Annotated in this window: 18 protein-coding genes; 11 read left to right on the top strand and 7 right to left on the bottom strand. The window is 61.2% G+C overall.

The features are described from left to right. The first annotated feature begins 340 nt into the window (after nucleotides 1-340). Entirely contained in the window at nucleotides 341-1,654 is a 1,314-nt protein-coding gene (locus GWQ31_RS13770) for a sodium-dependent transporter (protein WP_059112883.1), read from the top strand. Here the strand turns inward: GWQ31_RS13770 and GWQ31_RS13765 are convergent. Continuing rightward, nucleotides 1,616-2,383, bottom strand: a complete 768-nt coding sequence (locus tag GWQ31_RS13765) for an ABC transporter substrate-binding protein (RefSeq protein WP_099994846.1) — start codon at nucleotides 2,381-2,383, stop codon at nucleotides 1,616-1,618. The genes GWQ31_RS13770 and GWQ31_RS13765 overlap by 39 nt on opposite strands. A 367-nt stretch (nucleotides 2,384-2,750) precedes the next feature. Between GWQ31_RS13765 and GWQ31_RS13760 the strand changes: the two genes are divergently transcribed. Then, nucleotides 2,751-4,064: a sodium-dependent transporter gene (locus GWQ31_RS13760; protein ID WP_021139492.1), complete on the top strand. Its 1,314-nt coding sequence runs from the start codon at nucleotides 2,751-2,753 to the stop codon at nucleotides 4,062-4,064. Between the two features lie 42 nt (nucleotides 4,065-4,106). Here GWQ31_RS13760 and GWQ31_RS13755 read toward each other — a convergent pair whose 3' ends face one another. The 5 genes from GWQ31_RS13755 to GWQ31_RS13735 all read right to left on the bottom strand — a co-directional run bounded on the left by GWQ31_RS13755 (nucleotide 4,107) and on the right by GWQ31_RS13735 (nucleotide 10,620). Beyond that, entirely contained in the window at nucleotides 4,107-5,732 is a 1,626-nt protein-coding gene (locus tag GWQ31_RS13755) for a hypothetical protein (protein WP_099994332.1), read from the bottom strand. Nucleotides 5,733-5,844: 112 nt separating this feature from the next. Continuing rightward, nucleotides 5,845-6,570, bottom strand: a complete 726-nt coding sequence (locus tag GWQ31_RS13750) for a DUF3142 domain-containing protein (protein WP_275909598.1) — start codon at nucleotides 6,568-6,570, stop codon at nucleotides 5,845-5,847. Beyond that, nucleotides 6,540-8,600, bottom strand: coding sequence for a hypothetical protein (locus GWQ31_RS13745; protein WP_275909597.1), 2,061 nt, complete (start codon nucleotides 8,598-8,600; stop codon nucleotides 6,540-6,542). Before GWQ31_RS13745 ends, GWQ31_RS13750 begins: the two co-directional genes overlap by 31 nt. Nucleotides 8,601-8,711: 111 nt before the next feature. Further along, nucleotides 8,712-9,176: a hypothetical protein gene (locus GWQ31_RS13740; protein ID WP_275909596.1), complete on the bottom strand. Its 465-nt coding sequence runs from the start codon at nucleotides 9,174-9,176 to the stop codon at nucleotides 8,712-8,714. Nucleotides 9,177-9,243: 67 nt separating this feature from the next. Further along, nucleotides 9,244-10,620 carry a PLP-dependent aminotransferase family protein gene (locus GWQ31_RS13735; protein WP_275909595.1) on the bottom strand — a complete coding sequence of 459 codons (1,377 nt, stop codon included), beginning with the start codon at nucleotides 10,618-10,620 and terminating at the stop codon, nucleotides 9,244-9,246. 116 nt (nucleotides 10,621-10,736) lie between these two features. Here GWQ31_RS13735 and GWQ31_RS13730 point away from each other — a divergent pair, with 116 nt between their 5' ends. The 9 genes from GWQ31_RS13730 to putP all read left to right on the top strand — a co-directional run bounded on the left by GWQ31_RS13730 (nucleotide 10,737) and on the right by putP (nucleotide 20,609). Then, on the top strand, nucleotides 10,737-11,333 hold the full coding sequence (locus GWQ31_RS13730) for a LysE family translocator (protein ID WP_155603047.1): 597 nt from the start codon (nucleotides 10,737-10,739) through the stop codon (nucleotides 11,331-11,333). A gap of 115 nt (nucleotides 11,334-11,448) precedes the next feature. Further along, entirely contained in the window at nucleotides 11,449-12,039 is a 591-nt protein-coding gene (locus GWQ31_RS13725) for a LysE family translocator (RefSeq protein WP_275909594.1), read from the top strand. Nucleotides 12,040-12,193: 154 nt separating this feature from the next. Then, nucleotides 12,194-12,892 carry an aspartate/glutamate racemase family protein gene (locus GWQ31_RS13720; RefSeq protein WP_275909593.1) on the top strand — a complete coding sequence of 233 codons (699 nt, stop codon included), beginning with the start codon at nucleotides 12,194-12,196 and terminating at the stop codon, nucleotides 12,890-12,892. Nucleotides 12,893-13,014: 122 nt separating this feature from the next. Continuing rightward, a complete protein-coding gene (locus tag GWQ31_RS13715) occupies nucleotides 13,015-14,121 on the top strand; it encodes a 1-acyl-sn-glycerol-3-phosphate acyltransferase (protein WP_021139500.1) in 1,107 nt (368 codons plus the stop codon). Between the two features lie 302 nt (nucleotides 14,122-14,423). Beyond that, a complete protein-coding gene (locus tag GWQ31_RS13710; protein ID WP_275909592.1) occupies nucleotides 14,424-14,894 on the top strand; it encodes a YhcH/YjgK/YiaL family protein in 471 nt (156 codons plus the stop codon). Nucleotides 14,895-15,111: 217 nt separating this feature from the next. Beyond that, a complete protein-coding gene (locus GWQ31_RS13705) occupies nucleotides 15,112-16,311 on the top strand; it encodes an acetate kinase (protein WP_275909591.1) in 1,200 nt (399 codons plus the stop codon). Between the two features lie 133 nt (nucleotides 16,312-16,444). After that, nucleotides 16,445-17,695: a mechanosensitive ion channel domain-containing protein gene (locus GWQ31_RS13700; protein ID WP_265421977.1), complete on the top strand. Its 1,251-nt coding sequence runs from the start codon at nucleotides 16,445-16,447 to the stop codon at nucleotides 17,693-17,695. Nucleotides 17,696-17,871: 176 nt separating this feature from the next. Further along, nucleotides 17,872-18,798, top strand: coding sequence for a L,D-transpeptidase family protein (locus GWQ31_RS13695; RefSeq protein WP_275909590.1), 927 nt, complete (start codon nucleotides 17,872-17,874; stop codon nucleotides 18,796-18,798). 290 nt (nucleotides 18,799-19,088) lie between these two features. Beyond that, nucleotides 19,089-20,609, top strand: coding sequence for a sodium/proline symporter PutP (gene putP / locus GWQ31_RS13690; protein ID WP_275909589.1), 1,521 nt, complete (start codon nucleotides 19,089-19,091; stop codon nucleotides 20,607-20,609). A gap of 45 nt (nucleotides 20,610-20,654) precedes the next feature. Here putP and GWQ31_RS13685 read toward each other — a convergent pair whose 3' ends face one another. Further along, nucleotides 20,655-21,257, bottom strand: coding sequence for an NAD(P)H-dependent oxidoreductase (locus GWQ31_RS13685; protein WP_275909588.1), 603 nt, complete (start codon nucleotides 21,255-21,257; stop codon nucleotides 20,655-20,657). Nucleotides 21,258-21,351 lie beyond the last annotated feature (94 nt).

Raw genomic sequence — 21,351 nt, 5'->3', positions numbered from 1 at the left:
ACCAAAGACGGTTAATCGGGCATTTTTATGGTTGTTCACTGGGGCACCTCGGATGATTGGTTTGGTTGGCGCCTCCAGTTTTCCGGGAATGCCCCGAGTGAACAACCTACAGAGAGATCACATCTAGGCGCTCAATGCGAGTCCATGACAGTCAAAACCGGAGCAAAAATGCTCCGGTTTTTATTTTTCGGCACGATAACGCGTAAAACTGAATATTATTAGGTAATGATGCCAATAAATCGTTTTTTAGCCCGATAAGCGTCGTTGTGATTGCGTGGCCCTGGCCGTACTCTGAGCGCCGTTTTGGGCCCAGCTCGTGGGCACCTGTATTGGAGTTCTTATGAAGCAGTCCCAATGGTCATCCCGGCTTGGTTATATTCTGGCCGCCGCAGGCTCCGCCGTCGGTCTCGGCGCTATCTGGAAGTTTCCCTACGTGACCGCCGCCAATGGTGGCGGTGCCTTCCTGCTGGTCTTTTTGCTGTTCAGTTTCACCCTGGGGGTGGCGGTGCTGATGGGAGAGACACTGCTCGGCAGCATGAGCCGCCGTGGTGTGGTGGGGGCGTTTAGCGCCCTGATGGGCAAGCGCTGGCGCTGGGTCGGGGCCATGGGCCTGCTCTGCAGCCTGCTTATCTTCAGCTTCTACAGCGTGGTGGGCGGCTGGACCCTGGGCTACACCGGCATGGCGCTGGCCGGTAGCCTGCAGCATGGGGATGGTGCCGCCCTGACCGCCCGCTTCAACGACTACGTCGGCGATCCGCTCTGGCCCGTGTTGACCCACCTGCTGTTTGCCGCCCTCACCTGGTGGTTCGTGCAGGGGGGCGTGCAGCAGGGGGTGGAACGTACCTTGCGCTGGATGATGCCGGCCCTGTTCATCATGATACTGCTGCTGGTGGCCTTCGGTCTTACCCTGCCCAATGCCATGGCCGGGGTACGCCACTTCCTGATGCCGGACTTCAGCAAGCTCGGCATGTCCGGCGTGCTCGATGCCATGGGGCTGGCCTTCTTCTCCCTCTCCATCGGGCTCGGCATTCACACCACTTATGGTGCCTACTTGCCTTCCAGCGAAGGCGTGGGTCGTTCCAGTCTCTGGGTGGTACTGCTGGCGAGCCTGATCGCCGTGCTGGCGGGCTTGATGATTTTCCCCGTGCTGGCGGCGACCGGCATAGATCCCGCCTCCGGCCCTGGCCTCACCTTCATGACGATGCCGGCGGTGTTCCAGCAGTTGCCGTTTGGTCAGGGACTGGCGGTGATCTTCTTCTCCCTGCTGGTGGTGGCGGCGCTCTCTTCGGCCATCTCGCTGCTGGAGCATCTGCAGTGCTTCATCTGCGAGAGCCTGGGCTGGTCACGCCGCGCGGCCTGCAGCCTCATTACTCTGCTGGTGATGGTGAACGGCATTCCCGTCAGCCTGTCGTTCGGCCCCTGGGCGGATGTGACCCTGTTTGGCAAGAACATCTTCGAGCTGCTGGATTTTGTCACCTCCAACCTGATGATGCCCATGTTCGGGCTGGCGCTCACCCTGTTGCTGGGGTGGAAGCTGGGTCAGCGAGCCTTGCCCCAGGGATTGGCGCAGCACTGGCGGACCCTGGTAATGGGCTGCTGGCGCTGGCTGGCACCCTTATTGATCGGCGGGATCCTGTTGCGCGGCTTGATGTGAGGTTCGATTTTGATGGGGGGGCAGCATGCCCCTCCCACTTTTCAACCTGACCTTGTCGAGCGCGGACTGCCAACGGGCTATGACGGCATCATCCTGATCCCTGGAAAAGGCGAGGTAGAGCCATGACTCATGAAGGACTACCCCCGAGTTTGTCACGCTGCTATGTGATAACCCTCGCTGTGCCAAGGTGGCATCCAGCACCATTTCGCCTACCGGAAATGCATCAATTTTGCCCAGTACCAAGCGTTGCAAGGCTTCCTCAACCGATTGGTAGCGCACCAGATTGGTATATCCCTCGCGGGTGAGCCGTTCGTCATCGGCATTACCGAGCACAACCCCGACCCTTGGCAAATGACGCAAGTCGTCGAGGCTCTTCAGTTTGTGTCTGGGTGACGGGGGCTGATAGATGATCACTTTGTTCCGAAACAGTGGTCCTACCCATTTAAAGAAGGGTTCTCTCTCGGGTGCCCACTGGGTAACAAACAGCGCATATCCCGGCTCCAGTCTGGTCAGTGCCAGGGCCCGTTTGAAGGGGTAAATCCGGATGGGATACGTTTCTCCCAGTTCATCTTGAATTTGCTGGATCAGGCGAACTGCAAGCCCGTCGAGCTTGCCATCATGATGGTGAGTGAAGGGGACGAGTTCATGGCTGAGCAGGGTCAGCGAGGGCTGTGCCGACAGTGTCAGGCTGAGGCTGAAGAGTGCTCCGATGAGCAGAGTTCGTTTCATGCGCTGTCCTGTTGCATATGCTGAATCAAGTGGCCGCAGGGGTGACATTATCATGGTCAACAGGGCGTCCCCGATTGATAAATATAGGGTTTTCAATGGGAGTTGAAAAATTTTATTTCTCATTATGTCAATTTTTCTTGCCATGGTTTAGGCTGTGGCTCCTTTTTGGCGTTCAGGTCATCCTATTCATGTCACCCGTTTTCGCGCTGTCAGGCCGATTTTGCCGCTCTCAGGAGAGGTGACCTTGCACGCGCAGTTTGTCTGAATGTTCATTGCAAAGGTCGCCGCCAGGCGGCCTTTTTTGTGGTTGCCCGTTTAATGTTTACCCATGGAGTATCGATGTGATGTTGTGTTCCCCGGAGGTTGTATGAGCCAGGTTCAGTGGTCTTCCCGTCTCGGTCATGTGCTGGCTGCGGCCGGTACGGCGATCGGCCTTGGCGCCATCTGGAAGTTTCCCTATGTGACGGCCACCAATGGTGGCGGTGCCTTCCTGCTGGTGTTCCTGCTGTTCAGCTTCACCCTGGGGGTAGCCGTACTGGTAGGGGAGACATTGCTCGGCAGCCGCAGTCAGCGTGGTGTGCTCGGTGCCTTCCACAAGCTGGTCGGCCCGAACTGGCGCTGGATGGGTTACATGGGGATCCTGTGCGGCTTCTTCATCTACAGCTTCTACAGCGTGGTGGGCGGCTGGACCGTGGGATATGCGGCGCTGGCGGTGGCGGGCAAGCTCAACCTGAGCGAGGGCAGCGCCCTCACCGCCCTGTTCAACGGTTATGTCAGTGACCCCTGGTGGCCCGTGCTGACTCATCTGGTCTTTGCCGGACTGACCTGGTGGTTCGTGCAGGGCGGCATTCAGAAAGGGGTGGAGCGGGCACTGCGCTGGATGATGCCGGCGCTGTTCATCATGATGTTGTTGCTGGTGGGGGTGGGTCTCTCCATGCCGGGTTCCATGGCCGGGGTGCGTCAGTTGCTGGTGCCGGACTTCTCCATGCTGACCGGCCAGAGCGTGCTGGATGCGCTGGGGCTGGCTTTCTTCTCCCTCTCCATTGGCCTCGGGGTGCATACCACCTATGGTGCCTACCTGCCGAGCAGCGATGGTGTGCTGCGCTCCGGGGTCTGGGTGGTGACGCTGGCGAGCCTTATCTCCGTGCTGGCGGGTCTGATGATCTTCCCGGCGCTGGCCTCGACCGGTATCGATCCCACTGCCGGTCCCGGCCTCACCTTCATGACAATGCCCGCGGTGTTCAGTCATCTGCCGTTCGGTCAGGGGCTGGGAGTGGTCTTCTTCCTGCTGCTGCTGGTGGCGGCACTATCCTCTTCCATCTCCATGCTGGAGCATCTGGTGCGTTTCACCACGGAGGAGTGGGGTTGGTCACGGCGCGGTGCCTGTCGGGTGCTGACCCTGCTCATCATGGTGTCAGGTATTCCGGTCAGCCTCTCATTCGGCCTCTGGAGCGAGCTGACCCTGTTTGGCAAGACCATCTTCGACTTGCTCGATTATCTGACGTCCAACCTAATGATGCCGCTGTTCGGCCTGGTGCTGACTCTGCTGCTGGGCTGGCGACTGGGGGACACCATACTGCCCGCAGGTCTGTCACCCGTGCTGCGGCTCGGCCTGCTCTGGTGCTGGCGACTGGTTGCGCCGCTGCTGATCGCCGGTATTCTGGTGCGGGGTCTGTTTTAAGAGGGCTTCTTGCGAGGTCCGCCAGCCCGGCCATCACCGGGCTCAGTTGGGCGGGGAAGAGGATGACTTGGGGTGCAGGTGTGATCGGATCTGCAGCAAGGTCTTCTGATACGCATCGGCATGGTGCTCCATGAAGGTGGCGCTGTGGTTCAGGCGCCGCTCCAGCCGATCAACCAGCAGTGCCACCTTGGGTGCCGGCATGCCGGCAGGCCAGCACAGCTGCAGCAACTCCAGCAGTTGCCAGGCATCCCCCGGCAGTGCCGGGAACTCTTCCTGCAGCGTCAGGGCGTATTGCACAGCCAGCTGATGCTGACCCGATACGCTGGCCCGTTGCCGCTCCTGACGCAGATAGGTCAGGCGCTCTTCACGGCGGTCCAGTTGCAGTTTCAGGTCGATGACCACCTGCGTGAACAGTCGCTGGAGCAGCGGTGATGGCGCCACTCTGGCCTGGTACTGGCCGAGCTTTGCCAGATAGCGCTGGGCGTGGTGGGGCAGGCCGCAAAACTGGCTGACGGCAAAGCCGAGCAACTGGTTGAGATGATTGTCCCGCGCCGCCTCCGGCGGGTGTTTGGCCAGCAGCACTATGGCGTCATCGAAGCGATAATCCAGACCCAGCATAAGGGCCTGCAACAAGGCAGCCTCGTGGGCCCGCAGTGTGGTGGCCTTGCTGAGATAGTCAAACTCCTGTTGCAGGGCACTGATCCTGGCTGCCGTGGGGTAGTGCCAGAGCACGGCCAGACTGGCATTCAGGACGAAATTCTCGATAGACAGGCGGAACCTGTGCTCACTGAAGAATCGCAGGCTGAGCGCGTTGGCCTGTTCGAGCGCCTTCCCTTCATCTTTCAGCAGCAGAGCCAGCAAGATGGCCGCCTGGCACCACTCGGGTGACCAGGACTGTTTTTGCAGCAGCTTGCCGAGTACTTCCCAGGCCGATTCCCACTGCGCCTCGTGCATCAGACAGGCCAGCATCAGCTCCAGCTGGATTGTCGGCGGCAGCCGTTCCTGATTGCGGGTCAGGTCCTTGCGGGCGCTGTCCAGCTTGTTCAGCCCCAACAGAGCGTGGATCAGCCCCTTGCGCGGCCACCAGGCGTCGTGCTCAGTGGTACACATGGCATAGTGCTGGGTAGCATGGAAGTGATCCTGCTCCTGCAACAACATGTAACCCTTGACCCTGTCCAGCAGCGGGCCCAGCGCCTTGTTCTTCTGGTGCTGATAGAGCAGGTCTTCGCACAGGGAGCAGGCGAGGCGCCACTCCCTGAGTTTCATCGGTGCGGCCAAGTGGCGGGTCAGCCCGGTCAGCAACACCAGTTCGTGCAAACAGCGCGTCAGCTGATCCGTGTTGAAGGGCATGGATAGACGCAGTGGAAAATAGAGATCGGAAGGGGGGTACTGAAGCAATTCATCGTCCCCATCCAGCAACAAGAGTACGCAGCCAGGTTCGAGCAGCCCCAGATAGTGGGCCTCCTGCAGCAGGCGGATCCCCTCATGGGCCTGATGACGAGATTGGCGGCAAATGATGGCGTCGAACGGCTGCTGACGCAGCAGGGCGGGCAGTGTGGTGAGCTCTTTGCAATAGGTCAGTTGGGATGGCGTGACGCCATGGTCACTCAGTCCTTGGGAGAGGGCCGAGCTGAGCATGGCATCGTCTGCGATCAAAAGGATCTGCATCCTTGGCGCTCCCTTGCTGGTTCACGATATGAAAAAGTATGGCATGGGATGGAGTCAAAAAGAGCTTCCACTATTGTCTGTAAATTGTACTCGGGTCAATACCCCGCCGGGGTCAAGGAGAGGGCGGATTGATCAGAAACACCACAGCCCCCCCATAGGCGGGGACCTGTGCCAATCTCGCTTCCCAGGCGGGATCCCACTCTCCCCCCTGCGCCAGCCCCAGCTTGAATGGCAGTGTCAGCCGGTGCAGCGTCTGCAGATAGCGGGCATAGCCGGGTTCGGTATGACGGCCCCGATAGGTCTGCACCACCAGCTCGTCGACCACAGCTGTCAGGGCATTCAGCTCCCTGATGTCACCGGTGCGGGTCCAGTCCAGCAAGCCTGTGATGCTGATGGCGTAGCGAGCGGGCAACTGTTGTCGCAGCTGACGCAGGAAGTGTCCATAGTCGGCCAGCTGGTGGGTGCGGGCATCGAAATCTATCTGGACGCCGCGCACTTCATTGCCCTTTCGCTGCCAGGCCGCCAGCTGGTTTTCTAGGTTCTGCAGCAGGGTGTCATCCCAGTCGAGCCGCTCCACCCGATAGGCGAGCCAGAGTTCGTCCACCGGCAGCTTGCTCGGTGCTATGCCCTGCCCCTGAAAGCGCAGGGGCAGGGCCGGGTCCAGGGGGCCTATCTCCCCTTGATGCAGATAGAGGCGATCTGCCTGCTGCAACACGGGTTGGGGTCTGACCCCGGCCCACAACCAGAACTGGCGGTACTGGCTTGCCTCGACGCTTGCCCTGGCCTCGGTGCCGAGCAGGGTCAGTATCACCAGTAATATTTGAGCTGTTTTGCCCACTGGCTTGCCCCGTGTTGCTGCTTGAGGGTGTTGAACCAGGCCTTGCGCTGGCTGACGGGCAGATCCTGACTGCCGCAACCGTTGCTGCCGCTCGGGGCGTAGCAGTTGATGGCGCGATAGAGGGCGTAGGCCTTGTCGTCCTTGGCGGCTTTGGGATTGGCGATGACCTGCTGATACCAGTCGAGGCGGCTGCGCTGCTTGCCGGCAAACAGGTCCTGGCTCCCCGCCAGGGTATCGGCTCCCGGTCGATGGAGCAGGGGATCCCAATCCAGCCCTTGTGCCAGGAAAAACTCGCCCAGGCAGTTGAGGGCTCTGGGCGTACCAGGCGCCTTGGCGAGGGTGGCGACCACCTCGGTCAGGGCGGGGCACTGATAACCCTGGCTGCCTTGCCAGTTGAACGGTGCCGCCGAGGGAGTGCCTGCCACATCTTGCAGGAAGCCCTGGTAGTCGCCATGGGTCAGCTGCTTGTAACTCAAGGTGTAACTGGCGCGCTGACGCAGGGGCTCGGAGGCGGTTTCATCCCGGGCCATGCGGCGCAGCAGAGGCGCCGGTGCCACATACTCCAGCAGCGGGATGCGGTAGTGATCGCTCTTGATGGGGCTTTCCTTGGCAAACACCTGCTCCAGCTGGCCTGCCCGTTCCAGGGTCATGGCCAGGGCAAGCTGCAACAGCTGATCCTGCAAGGGGGTTGGCTGGTTGGCGAGCAGGGCGCGCCACTGCTGTTCGGCTTTGGCCCACTGCTGCTGTGCAGCCAGTGCCATCCCTTTCAATACCTGCTGGCTGAAGGCCAGATGATTCAGGGGGCCGTTGGCCAGCGCAGGGGCGGCAGCGACCACGGCGGCATAATCCTTGGCGAGATAGTAGCGGCTGGACTGCTCCAGATAGGCCAGCCAGGGGGCGTGCCGGGCAAACTGGGGGGCTTGCTGGCCGATCTCGGCGGCGAGCAGCGGCTGCCACTCATCCCAGCTGTCATGGATCCGCAGCCGGCGCAGATCCTGCACCAGGGTCAGCATGGGCATGGTTGCCGAGCCGGTGAAGCCGGGTTGCATCAGCAGTTTGAGATCTATCTCGTTGACCAGATCCGGCGGGCTCTGCTGTTGGCTCGCCTGCAGATAGTGACTGGCCAGCAGCTCGTTATCCCCCTTGAACCAGGCAAGTCGACGCAACAAGCCGGTGGCGGAGTCCAGATAACGCCCCTGTGGGTAGCGGGTGCGGTAGTCGGTGATGAGCTGCTCGCAGCGCTGTAGCTGAGCCTGATCGATCCGACTGCGGTCCAGGCTGCCCCAATCGTCGAAGGCGCTTTGCTGGGACTGGTTGAGGGCGACCCGGATCTTCATGTAGTCGGCCGTCTCCGTGAGCCAGGGCTGGTCCTGTTCGGCGAGGGCGGCAAACAGGGCGTCGGCTTGCGCAAACTCCCCCTGATAGAAGTGCTGGCTGGCGGTCAGGTAGTCGGCAAACCCCTTGGCGGCGGCGGACAGCGGCGCCGTCTGGCTTTCGCCCTGGGGCATGCTCTCTGCCGCGTCCTGGGCATGGCCGCACTGACCCAGCATGGCGAGCCGCTGGCTTGCCAGCTGGGTGCGATCGGTGGCGGTGAGGGCGGGCGTTTGCACCAGTGCCTGCAAGAAGGCCTCGGCAGAGACTGGATTGTTGCTGATGCAGCGCCCCTCGCTCCAGCTGCCGGCCCGGGTGATGGCCGCCTCAGTGGTGGCGGCCTCTATGCCAAGCGACGCGGCCAGCACCAGCAGGGGAGCCGGTCCGGCAGGTGCGGTATCGCCAGCGGCCGGGCTTATCAGCTCATCGACCCGAAATGGCAGAGGTAGCGCCCCACCGGGCAGGGAGAAAGCCTGCTCATCGGCCAGCAGCAAGGCCAGATTGGTACGGGTGTCGTTATCGGGGGAGAGAAATGGCAGTCCGTTCAGATGGCACTGGGCTGCGGTCAGTTGCAGGGTGAGCGGTGTTTCGCAGCCATCCGGGCCACAGGCCAGCACAGGCAGGCTGCACAGCGCCAGCCACAGGGGAGTCAGTTTCATGAGGGCGGTTTCCGGCCAAGGGAGTCAAGAGAAGGGGATGGAGGCAAGCTACAAGATGTGGGGGCGCCTTTCAACTGACCATAGGGGGCGTCCGGATTGAGCAAAGGCGGCTTATTGCAGGCCGGGCCCACTGGCCGAGAAGGGGCAATCGCGCTGGTGGATCAGGCGGGAGCCCTGAGCGTCGCGTCCCTGCCAGCTGAGCGCAAGCTGACCCAGACGACCCAGATGGCGCAACTCGAACTCATAACGCAGGCAGGGATTGTCGAGTGGCAGGGTCGTCATGCCATCCGGCAGCCGGTAGTGATAATTGAGCCGTGGCCCATCCTGTAACTGGCGACGCTCGAGCCGTGCTCCTGCTACCTGAGGGGAGGCGGCAACCAGATGGCGGCGCAGGCTCAAGGGGGCATCGATCGCCTTCTGGTAATGGAGGCCGTTCATGGCGGCCAGCTCCTCTTCCAGCCGTTGCAGCTCCCCCTCCAGCCCGCTCAGTGCCGTGCCCAGCTGTTGATGACCAGGTGCAGCGCAGCCCCCCAGCAGCAGGGTGACAAGCAGAAGCGAGACGCGGGTCGGGTGCATGGGCTCTCCTTTGTGCGCCCGGGACTTGGCGCGCTGGGCCGGATAGTGGCTGACTGATGGTGGCTGACTATAGCAGGGGATTGGTGGGCGGCGCGGCGCGCAGCAGCTGTGCCAGCCGCTCCAGTCCCTCGGCGACACGGGCATCTGTGGCCGGTTGGCTCAGGCTCAACCGTACCCCTTGCGGCGCGGCGAACTGACCGGCGGCGAAGTGTTCTCCGCTCGCCACCCCGACGTCAAGGGCGTTGGCGGCCTCGGCGAATTCCTGACTGCGCCACGGTTCCGGCAATGGCAGCCAGGCGTGCATTGAGCCCGCCTGCCAGTGAGCTCCCGGCAACAGGTGGCGCAACAGCTCGCCGCGACGTGCCAGGATCTGCCGCTGCTGCTCGACCAATGGCATTATCTGGCGCTGGCTGACCAGCTTGCAGGCCAGCTCGATCAAGAGGGGGCTCACCATCCAGCTCGACAACCGCATCGCCTGGGCAAAGGCGTTGCGCAGGGCGGGCGGCGCCAGCACGAAGCCGACCCTGAGCCCGCCACAGGCGATCTTGGCCAGGCTGCCCAGATAGATGACCCGCTCCGGCGCCAGGTTGACCAGGGGGGCCACCGGGATATTGGGCAGCAGGCCGTTGACGTCATCTTCGATGATCAGCAGGTCATGGTGGCGTGCGATGGCGACGACGGCCTCGCGCCGTGCCTGGCTCATGATGGCGGTGGTGGGGTTTTGCAGGGTCGGGGTGAGGTAGAGCAGCTTGGCCCGCCGCGTGCGGCAGGCGGCCTCCAGCGCGGCGGGGATCAACCCCTCCTCGTCCATCGCCAGCCCTACCACCTGGTTCTTCAGCTGGCGGGCATTGCCCAGCATGCCGGGGTAGCTGAGGCCTTCACATAAAATGGTCTCCCCCACGCAGCCGGTGGCCAGCAGAGAGAGCATGATGCCGTGCTGGGCGCCGTGGCTGAACAGCAGGCGATCCTCGCTGCCGTGCACCCCCTGCTCGGCCAGCCAGTCGATGAACAGCTGGCGCTGACTGGGCTGGCCCGCCTCCTTGTCATAGCCGAGCAGGGCATTGAGATCCCCGTCGGCCACTTCCTCCAGCATGGGGCGAATGATGGCGGCCCTGTCCAGTTGTACCGGCAGGTTTTGCCACAGCTCGATGCGATGCCCCTCTTCCTTGCGGATCACCCACTCATTGGCCGGATCCGTACCTGTCCCTTTGACCCAGGTACCGTGTCCGACTTTGGCTGCCAACAGGCCGCGCCGCTCCGCCTCGCCATAGGCACGGGTGATGGTGCCGACGGTCACTCCCAGCTGATCTGCCAGCGCCCTGTGGGTCGGCAAGCGGGTTCGGGGTGGCAGGTCGCCACTGAGAATGGCCTGCTCTATGGCTTTCACCAGCTTGAGATAGAGGGGGCCATCGAAGGGGGTCAGGTCCGGGGTCCAGATTGTCATGGTGACAATAAATCCATTGATCCAAAATTGTCCTCAATATAGCGTGAAAGCCAACCTGTTCACAATCAAATACACCACATTGTATCGATACAATATGGCAATGAAGGAGTCACAAGATGACGATGGAATGGTATGTCACCCTGTTCGGCTTTGCCGTGCTCACCTGCGGTACGCCGGGCCCCAACAATCTGATGCTGACGGCATCTGGCGCCAACTTCGGGGTGCGCCGTACCCTGCCACACCTGACCGGCGTGGCCGTGGGTCAGCCAGTGTTGCAACTGGTCATGGCATTGGGGCTCTATCCCCTGTTCGAGAGCTGGCCTCTGTTGCGCTTGGGGCTGCAGATCTTCGGCAGCCTCTATCTGCTGTGGTTGGCATGGCGCATCGCCGTGGCCGGTGCCCCCGGTGATCCGGCCCGGCGTGCCCGTCCGTTAACCCTGCTGGAAGGGCTGGGCTTTCAGTTTCTCAATCCCAAGGCCTGGATGATGGGCATCTCCGCCATCAGTCTGTTCAGCCTGACCGGGGCCAGTTACTGGCCGAGCCAGTTCGCAGTGATGACCATGTTTGTGCTGGTGGCTCTGCCGGTCTGTTTTGTCTGGGTCTTGTTCGGCCATCAGCTGAGCAACTGGATCAGCACGGATCGGGGCTGGCGGCGCCTCAACGGCTCCCTTGGTGTGCTGACGGCGCTTTGTGTGGTGATGCTCTGGTATTGAGCTCCCGCCACTGGCAGGAAAGAAAGAGCCATTTCTGACTTGTCGCCACTGGGCTGGCTCTGCATATTAGAAGGCTTGCCGTATATCGGACGCTTTGTATCACCAAGAGGTTGAGATGGATCTGAACTGGTTGCTTCCCCTGGCGGGCTTTGCCCTCATCACCTGCGGTACGCCGGGCCCCAATAACATGCTGCTCACCAGTGCCGGTGCCGCCCAGGGATTTCGCCGCACTCTTCCACTGCTGGTGGGGGTGGTGGGGGGGATCAACCTGATGATCCTGGCCACGGCGTTGGGGCTCGGGGTGATGTTTGAAAAGGTGCCGCTGCTGCATGACAGCCTCAAGCTGATTGGCTCGGCCTATCTGCTCTGGCTGGCCTGGAAGGTGGCGACCGCCAGTGGCCCGGCCGAGGGCAACCGACCGCTCATTCCGGCCCATCAGGGAGCCATGCTGCAACTGCTCAACCCCAAGGCCTGGATGATGGCGCTCTCCGCCATCAGTGGCTTTACCCTGGCGGGGGAGGCTTACTGGCCCTCGGCCAGCTGGGTGCTCGGCATCTTTTTTGTGACCGGCCTATATACCGGTGCCTTTTGGGTGCTGTTCGGTGCCCAGGTGCGCCGCATCATCCGCACCGCCACAGGCTGGCGTCGTTTCAACCTTGGCATGGGGCTCGCCACGGCAGCCTGCGTGCTGATGATCTGGATTTAGGCGTCCAGGATCCCTTGACGTGTCAGCCCGGCCGTGACAGACGTCAACAGACCCTGGACCTTTGGCCTTACCTTCTGTCTTGTTGGCCCTTCGGGGCCTTTTTTATCTCGCTGGCAGCGCCGTACTGCACTGGCACTGCATTAAAGGAGTCCCCATGAAATGTATCGGTCTGCTGGGTGGCATGAGCTGGGAATCCACCGTCAGTTACTATCAGGCGTTCAACCGGGACGTGCGGGCACGGCTCGGCGGCCTGCACTCGGCGCGGGTGCTGCTGAGCAGCGTCGACTTTGCCGAGATAGAGCGGCTGCAGCATGCCGGTGACTGGCCCGCGACCGCCAAGCTGCTGGCTGCCGAGGCGCGCAAGCTGCAGGCTGGCGGCGCCGATTTTCTGCTGATCGGCACCAACACAATGCACAAGGTGGCGCCCGAGATTGAGGCTGCCATCGATATCCCTTTGCTCCATATCGCTGATGCCACCGCCCGCCAGTTGCTGGCGGACGGGATACAAAGGGTCGGGCTGCTGGGCACTCGTTTCACCATGGAGCAGAATTTCTACAAGGGCCGCCTGCAAACCCTGTTCGGGCTTGAGGTGCTGGTGCCGCCAGCGGCGCAGCGAGAACGGGTGCACAACATCATTTATGACGAGCTTTGTCTTGGCGAGATCCTGGCGTCATCGCGCGCCGAGTATCTCGCCATCATCGCCGGGCTGGCCGAGGCGGGTGCCCAGGCCGTGATCCTGGGATGTACCGAGATTGCCTTGCTTGTGGGTGACTCAAAAGCAGCTGTTCCGCTCTATGACACCACTGCGATTCATGCCGAAGCGGCGGTGACACTGGCATTGCAGCCTGATTAACTGGTCAGATCTCACTATTCGTACTCGCTCCATACCCCTTGCCATAAAAGCGTGTAAAATTGCGCCCTGAATTTCCCGGCCAACTCGGTTGGCCGCGACTCCTTACACGCAAGGCTGACATTGTGACTGAAGTAGATAGATTCGCGGACATTCGCCCCTACCGCGATGAAGAAGTGCCGGCAGCCATAGAACGGCTGATCCAGGATGATGAATTTATCGGCGCCATCGCCAAGTATCGTTTCGGTTCCCTGATGAGCTGGCTTGGCTGGGCCATTCGCCCGCTGATCCGCCAATTCCTGCGCTACAAGTGGTCCAAGGTGACCACCATCCATCAGGTGCAGATGGGGGTGACCCGTTACATGTCCCGCATGATTGCCACCTCCACCAAGGGCGTGACCTTCTCCGGCCTCGAACACCTCAAGAAAGAGCAGGGTTACCTGTTTGTCTCCAACCACAGGGACATCGCCATGGATCCGGCGTTCGTCAACTGGGGGCTGCATACCCATGGTTTTGATACGGTGCGCATCGCCATCGGTGACAACCTGCTGCGCAAACCCTGCGCCACCGAGCTGATGAAGCTCAACAAGAGCTTCATCGTCAAGCGCTCCGCCAAGGGACCGCGGGAGATGATGAAGATGCTCGGCGAGCTGTCCGCCTATATCGGCCAGTCGGTACACGAAGGCCACTCTATCTGGATCGCCCAGAAGGAAGGGCGCGCCAAGAATGGCGATGACAAGACGGATCCCGCCATCCTCAAGATGTTCTATGTAGATGGCAAGAAGCAGAAAATCGACTTCGTCGACTACATGCGCAGCCTTAACATAGTGCCGGTCAGCATCAGCTATGAGCTGGATCCCACCGACAAGGCCAAGGCGCGCGAGCTGTACGAGAAATCGGTCAACGGCAGCTACGAAAAAGGCGAGTTCGAGGATATCGAGAGCATCGTTGCCGGCATCGTCGGCCAGAAGGGGCGGGTACATGTCTCCTTCGGCGCCCCCATCAGCGAGGGTTTCAGCGATCCGGACGAGCTGGCTGCGCTGATCGACAAGGCAATCTGGGGCAATTATCGCCTCTTCCCGGGCAACTACCTGGCCGCAGATGTGTCCGGCAAGGCCAATACCATAGAGCAGGCGGCCTTCCTTACCCGTCAGTCAGAGGTGCCACAAGAGCACAAGGCCATCTGGCGAGCCATGTATGCCAAGCCGGTGGAAAACGCCCGCAAGGCTTGAATGACACCGGTTGTGTGAAAAAAACGGGAGCAGATGCTCCCGTTTTTGCGTCTGGTCAAAGTCGACGACGATGGAGTAGTGAATAATATTGTTTCAGCTGGTACGATCACCGGACGAATGCGTTTTCGTTTCTTGGCAAGCAGCGGATGAGTGTGTAACAGTGACCTCAGACGCTCGGCACGAGCAAATAGACGCTTCCTGTCTGCATGGATTGCAGATGGTGCGACACAAGGACCTGAACAGGGTCCTTTTTCATTTTGCGGCAAAGATGCCGCCTGAATACACCTAAGGATCCGCTCGCCATGATCACCGGCAGTCTGAATACCCTGCAGCGAACGCCGCTGCCCGCCCCGCTGGCCCGCATCATGGTCGAGGTGGTGAAAAGCGTCGACCACTGGCTGAGTGCGCCGCTAGGCAAGACAGAGATCGACGGCCTCACGCTGTTCTGTCTGGTGAGCGAAGAGCTGACCGAGCCGGCAGCGGATCGCCGTGGCGAGTTTCATCAGCAGTATCTGGATATACAACTGCTGTTGCGCGGGGAAGAGTGGATAGGTGTCGGGCCTCACAGTTGCGTCAATGACGGCGCCGATCACCCCCACCCCGATCTCTGGTTCGTTGACGACGAACAGACCAGTTATCTGGCGTTGCAGCCCGGTGACTTCGCCATCTTCTGGCCGGGAGAACTGCATCGCCCTCTCTGTACCCCCAACCAGCCGGCTCACGTGAAGAAGCTGGTGGTCAAGGTGCACAAGGATTTGCTGGCCGGCCTGTAGCCGTCAGCACGGCAGCTCAACGGGTGCGCGGCACCCTCCGGGTCCACACCGACCCCATGATGAATCGAGTGCACAGCGTCTTCGGGACCCGCACTTAACGTATTGAAAAATTGGGCGCACTTTCCTGCGACCATAAGCCCCCGGCAGGGGAATCCCATCCATTGTTGGATGACACGACACTGTCGGCATAAAGCCGAAGCACAGGAAGATGTAGAACATGAGCAAGTTGGTATTGATCCTTAACTGCGGTAGCTCTTCCCTGAAATTTGCCGTAATGGACGCCGAAACAGGTGAGGACATGCTGTCCGGCCTGGCCGAATGCTTCAATCTGGATGATGCACGTATCAAATGGAAACTCCACGGGGTCAAGGGCGAAGCCATGCTGGGAGTGGGTGCCGCTCACCAGGCCGCCCTCGACCACATAGTGGGCCACATCCTGCCTCAGGATCCGACCCTGGCCGAGCAGCTGGTGGCCATCGGCCATCGCATCGTGCACGGTGGCGAGCAGTTCTCCCGCTCCGTTCGCATCGATGATGGCGTGATCGCCGGCATCGAGGCCGCCATTCCGTTCGCCCCCCTGCACAACCCGGCGCACCTCATCGGCATTCGTGCCGCGCTCAAGGTCTTCCCGCAACTTGCCGAGAAGAACGTGGCCGTGTTTGACACCGCCTTCCACCAGACGCTGCCGCAGGAAGCCTATCTCTACGCGCTGCCCTACAAGCTCTATAAAGAGAACGGCATCCGTCGTTACGGCGCTCACGGCACCTCTCACCGCTTTATCGCGGAAGAGACCGCCAAGGCGCTGGGCAAGCCGCTGGCCGAGCTCAACATCATCAACTGCCACCTGGGCAACGGTGCTTCCGTCTGTGCCATCAAGAACGGCGAGTCCGTCGATACCTCCATGGGTCTGACCCCGCTGGAAGGGCTGGCGATGGGCACCCGTTGCGGTGACATCGACCCCGCCGTCGTCTTCTTCATGCACGATCAGCTCGGTTACAGCGTGGACGAGATCAACCACACCCTTACCCGCGAGTCCGGTCTGCTGGGTCTGACCGAGGTGAGCAGCGATTGCCGCTATGTCACCTCCAACTATGCGACCGACGCTGGCGCCAAGCGTGCGCTGGATGTCTTCACCTACAGAGTTGCCAAGTATGTTGGCGCTTACGCTGCTGCCATGGAGGGTCGCCTCGACGCCCTGGTGTTCACCGGCGGTATCGGTGAAAACGCCGCCATGGTGCGCGAGATGGTGCTGGATCGCCTGGCCCTGTTCGGCTTCAAGGTAAATAAAGAAGCCAACAATGCCGCCGTGCTCGGTGGAGAAGGCCCCATCACGGCTGAAGGCAGCCGTCTGGCGCTGGTGATGCCCACCAATGAAGAGCTGGTCATCGCCCGCGATGCCCTGAGTCTGGTCGGCTAACGCCCCTCGCTCCGAGACAACGCCCGGCCTGCGCCGGGCGTTGTCGTTTCAGGCTTCCGGCTGAGCGACTTGTCATTTGACATGGGGTGGCAGATACGTACCCTGACGGCTGTTTCACGTGCAGGAGGTAGGGATGAAGGTGGTATTTTTTAACTGGCTGGCGAGCATGGGTGTTGAAGTCAGCAGCATGATGGCGCTGGTGATCGCCTTGGGCTTTATCGTCCTTACCTCGCTGATATTGCATGTGTTGTTGCACCGCGTGTTGCTGGTGCGGCTGGTGGGTATCCTTGGCAAGACCAAGCAGGTGTGGCTGCCATCTCATCTGCAACAGCGGCTCTTCTACCGCTTGGCGTTCGTGTTGCAGGGAGCCGTTATGCTCGGTCAGGCGGAGATCTGGCTGCCGAGCGGCTCCGACAGTTTGCAGCTGATCGAGATGGCGACCCAGTTCTGGATCCTGCTGTTCCTGCTGCTGGCCCTGTTTGCCCTGCTCGATTGCCTGCTGTCGGTGAGTCGTTACACCCGGCTCGGGCGAGACTTGCCCCTGCGCGGCATCTTCCAGGGGGTGAAGCTGGTGGCCAGCATACTGGTCGGTATCCTGATGATCGCCCTGCTGCTCGGCAAGTCACCGCTCTTCCTGTTCAGTGGCCTGGGTGCCATGACAGCTGTGTTGATGTTGGTGTTCAAGGACCCCATCCTCGGCCTGGTGGCGGGGATCCAGCTCTCCGCCAACCGCATGCTCAGCGTCGGCGACTGGTTGCAGATGGACAAGTACGGCGCCGACGGCGAGGTGACCGATATCGGTCTCACCACCGTCAAGGTGTCGAACTGGGACAAGACCATCACCACCATCCCCACCTATGCGCTCATCTCCGACTCCTTCAAGAACTGGCAGGGGATGACAGAATCCGGCGGCCGCCGCATCAAGCGCAGCGTCAATATTGACATGACCAGCGTGCGTTTCCTGACCGCGGATGAGCAGATGCAGCTCAAGCAGGCCCAGCTGCTGGCGCCTTACCTGGGCCGCAAAGAGCAGGAGTTGAGCGCCTATAACCAGCAGCTCAGCGATGCCCTCAGTTGCCCCATCAACGGACGTCACCTTACCAATCTCGGGACCCTGCGCGCCTATCTGGACGCCTACCTGCGGGCCCATACCGGTATTCGCAAGGACATGACGCTGATGGTGCGCCAGCTGGCACCGACTACCGACGGTCTGCCGCTGGAAATTTACTGCTTCACGGCGACCACGGCCTGGGCGGATTACGAAGGGATCCAGGCCGATATTTTCGACCATATCTTCGCCATCATTGAGCAATTTCATCTGCGGTTGCATCAATCTCCCACAGGTTACGATATGCGTGCCTGGCAGAGGGGACAAACGGAGTAAGACACGGGTCGAGGTGGCAGGGGAAACGCCATATTAATCATCGACCCGTATCCAGTTGTCAGTTGAAATTTGGTGTGCAGAGGAGAAAAATGGCGGCCTTCTCTTCGCGCCCCTGATCCCTCTTGAATCAGCTGTCAGCCCTGAGACGTCAATCAAGTCATCATCATGGGAAAGTTATGAAGCTCCTTCGCAATAGTGCGGCTGCTCTGTGCTGCAGCCTTGTACTGGCCGCCGCGCCTGTGTTTGCCGTTCAATACGATCTACCCGGGGCCAACAGCCGTCTGGTGGGCGAGAATATGGAATACGTGGTGCCGGCAGAGGAAAATGGCCAGCCGCTGGAGGCCGTGGCCGCCAAATTCCAGCTGGGGTTGACCAATATGCTCGAAGCCAACCCCAAGGCGGATCCCCTGCTGCTGCAGGCGGGCGAGAAGCTGGTCATCCCCCATCAGCTGATACTGCCCGATGCCCCCCGCGAAGGCATAGTGCTGAACTTGGCCGAGATGCGCCTCTACTACTACCCGAAAGGCAAGAAGGTGGTGGAAGTGCTGCCCATCGGCATCGGTCAGCTCGGCACCGACACCCCGGAAAACTGGGTGACCAGCGTGCAGCGCAAGAAGGCGGGCCCGACCTGGACCCCTACGCCTAAGATGCATGCCGAGTATGCCGCCCGTGGCGAGAGCCTGCCGGCAGTCTGGCCCGCCGGCCCGGACAACCCCATGGGGCTGTTTGCGCTCTACATCGGCAAGATGTACGCCATCCACGGCACCAATGCCCAGTTCGGCATAGGTCTGCGGGTAAGCCACGGTTGCGTGCGGCTGCGTAACGAAGACATAGAGTACCTGTTCAAGCAGATCCCGGTCGGCACGCGGGTGCAGTTCGTCAACCAGCCGATCAAGGCCACCGTCGAGCCCGATGGCCGCCGTTATCTGGAAGTACACCAGCCCCTGTCCCGCAGCGAAGCCGAGTTCAACTCCAGTCTGCCTGCTCCGCTGCCCATGACCCAGGCCGTGACCCGCTTTATCGCCCATGCCGACAGCGACTCCCAGCTGGTCAAGCAGGCGCTGGAGCAGCGCAGCGGCATGCCGATCGCCATCAATCGCTGATCCTGTCGTTCATCGTCTCAAGCCCCGATCTGTGGTCGGGGCTTTTTTTTTTGCTGTCATGCCACCTGGCGCCAGGGGGGAGGGGCGCAGACAAGCCCTTGCTGTCTCAGGATAAAATCTGGCTGATTGCTCCTTGAGTGGTTCGTTAGTTAGAGATGAAACGTTTATATTGTGTTTTTTATTTGTTAAAAGTGGTTGAGGTCATGGGATCTGCTGATTAAGCTAGGGCGGTTTTTTAAGGAAGAGCCCGTCGTCAGAACGGGTACACACGTCACCTAATGGAGTTTTGAATGACAGCCAGCACCCCCATGCTTATCACCTTTCTGGTGTATATCCTCGGGATGGTCTTGATCGGTTTTATCGCCTATCGCGCCACCCGCAACTTTGACGACTACATTCTCGGCGGCCGCCGAATGGGGAGCTGGGTCACCGCCCTCTCTGCCGGGGCCTCCGACATGAGTGGCTGGCTCCTGATGGGCTTGCCGGGCGCCGTTTTCATCGGCGGTATTTCAGAGAGCTGGATCGCCATCGGCCTCACCATAGGGGCCTATCTCAACTGGCGCTGGGTCGCCGGTCGCTTGCGGGTTCACACCGAGAAGAACCGCAACGCCCTGACTCTGCCGGACTATTTCACCTACCGCTTCGAGGACAAGAGCCGGGTGCTGCGCATCCTCTCCGCCCTGGTGATACTGCTGTTCTTCACCATCTACTGCGCCTCCGGCGTGGTGGCCGGTGCCCGCCTGTTCGAGAGCACCTTCGGCATGAGCTATGACACCGCCCTCTGGGTCGGTGCCGCGGCCACCATCACCTACACCTTCTTCGGCGGCTTCCTCGCGGTGAGCTGGACCGATACGGTGCAGGCGACCCTGATGATCTTCGCCCTGATCCTGACGCCGGTATTCGTCATCATCGTCGTTGGCGGCATCGACACCGCCATGGTGCAGGTGGCGGCGCAGAACGCCAGCAACCTCGACATGTTCAAGAACCTGGACTTCATCGCCATCATCTCGCTGATGGCATGGGGCCTGGGCTACTTCGGCCAGCCCCACATACTGGCGCGCTTCATGGCGGCGGATTCTCACCACTCCATGGTCAATGCCCGCCGCATCAGCATGACCTGGATGGTGTTCTGCCTCGGTGGCGCCGTGGCCATCGGCTTCTTCGGCCTCTCCTACTTCTCCACCTTCACCGAGCAGGCTGGCGGTGTGACTGCCAACCCTGAGCGGGTCTTTATCGAGCTCTCCAAGATACTGTTCAACCCCTGGATCGCCGGGGTGCTGCTCTCCGCCATTCTGGCGGCTGTGATGAGCACGCTAAGTTGCCAGCTGCTGGTCTGTTCCAGCGCCATTACCGAAGATCTCTACAAGCCCTTCTTGCGCAAGAACGCCTCCCAGCAGGAGCTGGTGTGGGTTGGCCGTGCCATGGTGTTGGTGATTGCGCTTATCGCCATTGCCGTGGCCGTGAACCCGGAGAACCGGGTACTGGGGCTGGTGAGTTACGCCTGGGCTGGCTTTGGTGCCGCTTTTGGTCCCGTTGTGCTGCTCTCCGTGCTCTGGTCGCGCATGACCCGCAACGGCGCCCTCGCAGGCATGCTGGTGGGTGCCATCACAGTCATCGTCTGGAAGCTGTTCGGCTGGCTGGGGCTGTATGAAATCATCCCGGGCTTCCTCTTCTCCGCCCTGGCGATTGTGGTGTTCAGCCTGCTGGACAAGGCGCCCTCCAAGGCCATGGTGGATCGCTTCGACGAGGCCGAGCGCGAGTTTCAGACTCCGCCGCCCGCCAACATGAGCGAGCCGGTCGCCGTCAACTGAGTCGGCCACCGCCAATAACAAGCAGCCCCGCAATGCGGGGCTTTTTCATGTGCGGCGACTTAGCCGGCGCACATCGGCGCGGGCCGCAGCGCCGGTCTCTGTCAGCCAGCGGGCCCTGTCCTGATCGCTGGCTGTGTGCATGGGCCCCAGGTGCTGGCGGTGGGTAAGCCGGATGCCGCACAGCCCCAGTACCTGCTTGTCGAGGATGCGCGAGGCGGGATCCCCCAGCCACCAGCGGTAGTACCAGACAGGGCTGTCCATGGTGAGCAGCAGGCGCGCCGTCTTGCCCGCGAGCAGGCGCAGGGGCTGGGCCTTGCCCTTGACATATTGAAAGGCGAAGCCGGAGAGCAGGGTGCGATCCAGCAGGCCCTTGAGACGGGCTGGCATGCTGCCCCACCAGAGGGGGGAGACGATCACCAGATGATGGGCGGCACTCAGGCTCTGCTGCAACGCCAGAAGATCCGGCTCCAGCGGCGGCATAAGGTCATAGCCATGGCGCAAGTCCGGTTCGAAGGCGAGCTCCCCCACGTGCAGCAGTGTGACCTCGGCGCCAGCCTCCTCGGCGCTGCGAGCATACTCGCGGGCCAGGGCATGGCAGAAGCTGTCGGGTTTGGGATTGCCGTTGATGACAAGCAGACGGGGTGGCATGGTCAGGGCTCCTGATAGGGTGAGCCCGCATTAGACCCTCTGTCCCATGGGACAGAGTCAAGGGGCACAGCGGCCCTCTTTGATTAGGTTGATG

This window comes from Aeromonas sp. 2MA4, assembly GCF_029237305.1.
GTDB lineage: Bacteria > Pseudomonadota > Gammaproteobacteria > Enterobacterales > Aeromonadaceae > Aeromonas > Aeromonas salmonicida.
The sequence above is the reverse complement of the archived record's forward strand: the minus strand, read 5'-3'. Positions and strand labels throughout refer to the sequence as shown.